Source organism: Mucilaginibacter sp. P4_G9 (assembly GCF_056400985.1).
In genome coordinates this window covers 1-4,652 of the sequence record NZ_JBFUKF010000391.1, presented here as the reverse complement: position 1 = coordinate 4,652, position 4,652 = coordinate 1, and the positions used below count along the sequence as shown (strand labels likewise).

The 4,652-nt window shown below is 44.1% G+C and carries 3 protein-coding genes and 1 pseudogene; 1 reads left to right on the top strand and 3 read right to left on the bottom strand.

Annotated features, from left to right (window positions below; genetic code table 11):
* Positions 1-275: 275 nt before the first annotated feature.
* Together AC1DPZ_RS22335 and AC1DPZ_RS22330 are read right to left on the bottom strand one after the other, a co-directional pair.
* Positions 276-1,058: a hypothetical protein gene (locus AC1DPZ_RS22335; protein ID WP_477407598.1), complete on the bottom strand. Its 783-nt coding sequence runs from the start codon at positions 1,056-1,058 to the stop codon at positions 276-278.
* Positions 1,059-1,092: 34 nt separating this feature from the next.
* Positions 1,093-2,589, bottom strand: a complete 1,497-nt coding sequence (locus AC1DPZ_RS22330) for an RtcB family protein (RefSeq protein ID WP_477407596.1) — start codon at positions 2,587-2,589, stop codon at positions 1,093-1,095.
* A gap of 158 nt (positions 2,590-2,747) precedes the next feature.
* Between AC1DPZ_RS22330 and AC1DPZ_RS22325 the strand changes: the two genes are divergently transcribed.
* The gene (locus AC1DPZ_RS22325; RefSeq protein ID WP_477407594.1) at positions 2,748-3,785 is read left to right on the top strand and encodes a helix-turn-helix transcriptional regulator; all 1,038 of its coding nucleotides are present in this window, start codon (positions 2,748-2,750) and stop codon (positions 3,783-3,785) included.
* Positions 3,786-4,076: 291 nt separating this feature from the next.
* On the opposite strand, the pseudogene AC1DPZ_RS22320 reads toward AC1DPZ_RS22325, so the two are convergent.
* Positions 4,077-4,652, bottom strand: a pseudogene (locus tag AC1DPZ_RS22320) (glucosamine-6-phosphate deaminase); the annotation flags it as partial.

Below are 4,652 nucleotides of genomic sequence, written 5' to 3'. Positions count from 1 at the left end.
CCACATAACCATCATTGCAATCAATGCCAAAATACTTTTGAAAATAGCCATCTTTATATAATTTGTTATACGCAATTAAAAAAAGCTTCTTCAAAATATCGAAACTCATTAACTGATCGGGTACAATTTTTCCAGTTCTAACTGAATAGTAATTTCTTTTTATCATGATTATTTCATAGCATATTAAGATACATAATTAATTTAGATAGTAGATTTCAATCCTTCGACCCCCGTCTCATCCGCCATCTTTATAATCACCAACCAAAACTTATCTTTCATTTCCCTTTTACTCTCAATAGATAATTTCTACTTAGGAATAAAAGGCAGATAAAAATCGCAGAGTAAACCGAGTTCCATTGAATTCCTGATGATTCTGGTGTTAGGTAACACAGCAGCACAATACCTATAACAACTATAATAAGTATGCTAATACGCAACTTCCTTTTTAGTCCCTGATTACCGACTTCTCTTATCGAGCTTTTCTTAACCTGCCATTTTTCTTTAAATGATTCAAGTGCTATTTCAGCTTCGGCTTGTTTTTGTTTTAGAATTAGTTCTATCTTATGATTAATTTCGGGCCACTCACGATAATTTTTAAGCGTAAATGGTTCGTAAATACATAGGAACTCGATAATATCTACCTGAAACTCCGTCAAATCCGGTGGATAGTATAAGTCATAATCATCAAACGAATACATTTTGCTAACCTCAAAATGGGTCAAAGTACCAACGTTTTGTACCGCGCCAATCAATTTAGCAGCAGCCTCAACGGTTAGGGCGTCGTTATTGTTAATTTGCTTTTTGTAAAGCGCCCCCAAAAGAACCCTGGTGCAAATAGGGTTATCTATATTAGCGCTATACGCTCCTATTACCTCAATTAAATTGTTGGTGTTACTGCATAACGATACTTCGATAAAAAAGTAATCAGGCTCCTCGGTCTTTAGTATAATATCATCAGCCCATAATATTACATCGTTTTTGGAAACCAGACCAAGTATAAGTCCCCGATGAAACATTTCGAGCAATAATGAAAAGTCGGTTGGTTTAGGTGATGGCATATTCGTTGTTAAAGTAATAGTTATTTTATAATTCTCAATCCTCCGGCCTCTCCCTTGCATCCGCCATCCGCACAATCCTCGGCTCAAACTTAGCCAATACTTCCACCAAATTCTCTTGCGCAGCCATTACCGCATGGATATCTTTATAAGCCATTGGCGCTTCGTCCACATCGCTTCCCATAAGGGTAATACGTTTATCAACAAGGTTGGCTGCAATCACTGCTTTGTCCAAAGTTTTAAAAGCAGCGCTTCGGCTCATTAAACGCCCTGCACCGTGAGATGCGGAGTTGATGCTTGTTGCATCGCCTTTACCACGTACCACAAAGCCGGGTGTGCTCATGCTGCCGGGGATAATGCCTAATACTCCTTCGCCGGCCGGGGTTGCACCTTTGCGGTGTACCATTACTTCGGTGCCGTCGGCTAATTGCTCTTTCCACGCAAAGTTGTGGTGGTTTTCTATCCGCATAAGCGGTGCAAGGTTTAACGCCTTCGCTATCTTGTTATGAATCTCGTGGTGGTTGGCGCTGGCATATTCGCCGGCCAGGTTCATGGCTATCCAGTATTCCTGTCCCTCGTCCTTATCCAGGTCCAACCAGGCCAGGTGTTTGGCTTCGGGCGGCAGCTTGGTTTTGGTCATGGCTATTTTACTGTAATAGTCGGCCACGCTGCCCCCAAAGCCACGGGAGCCGGAGTGGGAAAGCAATGCCAGGTAGTTACCAGCCGGGATACCATCCAAAGCGCCATCGGTAACGGTTAGCTCGCCCCATTCCACAAAATGGTTGCCGGTGCCGCTGGTACCCAACTGGGCATAGGCCTTATCTTTCAGGTTGCGGATCACTTTGGTTTCATTCCAGGTTTTGCTATCAAATAAAGAACTGTCAAAATGCGTCTTCGTAGTACCGCCAATGCCAAAGTTGGTATGGTTAACCAATAAGCCTTTCAGCAGATCTGTTTCATTATCCACCGTTTCGGCAGGCAGATCGAAAATACTTAAACACATCCTGCAGGCAATATCAACCCCAACTGCAAACGGAATAATGGTATTTGCCGTGGTTGCCAACACGCCGCCGATAGGCAGGCCGTAACCTTGGTGGGCATCGGGCATTAGGGCGCCGGCAATAGCTATGGGCAATTGTATAGCCGTTCGCATCTGTGCCAGCGCACCCACTTCAATATGTTCCAGTCCCCAAACCGGGAAATCGGCTATCTCTTCCTTTAATTTAAAATTGCTGCGTTCCTGCTTTACAAATTTGCCTTCTTTACGCATGGCGATCACATCTTCGGCCAGGTTTTTAAACTTGCCGCCTTTTTTTAGGGCGTAGGGCATAGGGTCGTCAATCAGCGCTTCTATATTGGCCAGTATCTGCGCCTTATCCATTACGTTATGTTTCAGCAATCCATTAGCCACACGATTAAAGTTTACCAATACTTCCACATCGTTAATACCCAAAGCTTTTAATTCGTTATTGCTGATCTTTTGCCCCCTGGCCCCCTCAAGGGGGAGCTTATCGGCATTTAATTCCCTTTTCATAATACAAAGAAATATAGTACCTGCGCAATCTATTTGCGCAGTGAAAAATAATTTAATAAATTCGTCTGAACCGGAATTATCAGAATTAAAATTAAATAAATCCGAATTCGAACATCCGACATTCCAAATCAAATAAATCCCAAATCCGAAATCAAAAAATGCCTGTTAACCGCAATGCCCTTATCCGTTACCGCACTATTGATAACTGCCTGCAAAACCGTTATAAGAAATGGACACTGGACGACCTGATTGATGCCTGCGCCGATGCGCTATACGAATACCAGGGGATTAATACCGGCGTGAGCCGCCGTACGGTACAGGCCGATATGGAGATGATGCGCAGCAATAAGCTGGGTTACGAAGCGCCCATTATAGTGGTTGATAAAAAGTATTATACCTACGCGGATAAAAACTACAGCATTACCAACATTCCGCTTAATAACCAGGATATGCAGGTGCTAAGCGAGGTATCCGACCTGTTAAAGCAATTTAAAGGTTTCAGTCACTTTGCCGACCTGAACGAGATGGTGAGCAAGCTGGAGGATAAGATATACACCCAAAAAACACACAGCGCCCCGGTTGTTGATTTTGAAAAGAATGATAACCTGAAAGGGCTGGAGTATATTGAAGTGATCCGTAAAGCGATTGTAGCCAAAAATACCATCTGTGTTACCTACCAATCTTTTAAAGCCAGGGAGGCAAGCACTTTTTGCTTTAGCGGGTACCTACTGAAAGAATACTGCAACCGCTGGTTTGTATTGGGTGTTTCGCACCAGCGTTATCAACCGTTACTCAACCTGGCGCTCGATAGGATCCAATCCATTACCAGCCATGAAGATGACTACCGCGAAAATACCAGCATTGATTTTTCTACTTATTATAACGATGTGATAGGCGTAACCAAGTCGCCCAACCAGCGTGATTGCGAGGTGGTGTTTTGGATAGATAGTAAGAACGCGCCATATGTGATCACCAAGCCCTTGCATCATACCCAAAAACTGTTAAGTGAGAATGAATCGGGTAAGATCTTCAGCATCCGGGTGATCCCGAACTTTGAGCTGGAGCGGGAGTTACTGGGCTTTGGATCTAAGCTAAGGGTACTTGGCCCAAGGATACTGGTAAAGCAGATAAAAGAGCAGTTGCACAAAACCCTGGAGAATTATAAGGTGCCGGAAGAAAAGGCGGTTGACCAATAGTTTAACTTTGGATACACGATGAACAAAAAAGAGACTATTGGTGCTAAGGCATCAGCCACAACTGATAGGTATTGAACCGGACGGGCGGGGCTGGGTAACCCCAAAAATTTGCTGTTGCGGTTTTGATTTTATGACAATTCGCAATTTATTGATTGTTAGACAGATGTGATTTTTTGCTGTTTCACCTGTTGCGAACGCAACAGTTTTGGATATATAAAAGTGCATACACACAGTAGCCCCCGGAGAAATCTTTCGAACACTCCAGGGTTCAAACTCATTGCTACAGTAAAATTAAAATATATAACGCTTAAACGCTTCCATGGCCTCATATTCAGCCATTCCTAAGCGGTCATAACGTTTCGCGGTATCGCGGGTGCGGTCCTCGGCTCTCACCCAGAACTCCCTTGCATCATCCCCCGGGAACACCGGGCGATCCTTTTGGGATTGGTGCTTGAAGATGGCATTCCGCTTGCGGATCACTTCCTCAGGAGAAAGTGGCACCGACATTTCAATCTCGTAAGTTTCAAACTCATGCCATGCCCCGCGGTACATCCACAGCCAGCAATCCTTCACCCAATCCTCGGTAGCTTTCAGGCGGTTTAATGCAGCCAGGATAATGTTGAAACAAACCAGGTGCGTACCGTTGGGATCGGCAAAATCGCCGGCGGCAAAGATCTGGTGCGGCTTTATTTGCTGCAGCAGCTCCATGGTTAACAAAATGTCTTCCTCGCCCACTGTGTTCTTCTTGGTTTTACCCGTTTCATAAAAAGGCAAAGCCATAAAGTGGATATGGTCATCGGGCAAACCCGCGTAACGTGCACCCGAGATGGCTTCTGTTTTGCGGATAAAACCTTTCACATTGCGGAT

What these genes read in the sequence shown, in the direction of transcription:
- AC1DPZ_RS22325 (WP_477407594.1), top strand. Translation starts at nt 2,748, where the DNA reads ATGCCTGTTAACCGCAATGCCCTTATCCGTTACCGCACTATTGATAAC.
- AC1DPZ_RS22330 (WP_477407596.1), bottom strand. Translation starts at nt 2,589, where the DNA reads ATGAAAAGGGAATTAAATGCCGATAAGCTCCCCCTTGAGGGGGCCAGG.
- AC1DPZ_RS22335 (WP_477407598.1), bottom strand. Translation starts at nt 1,058, where the DNA reads ATGCCATCACCTAAACCAACCGACTTTTCATTATTGCTCGAAATGTTT.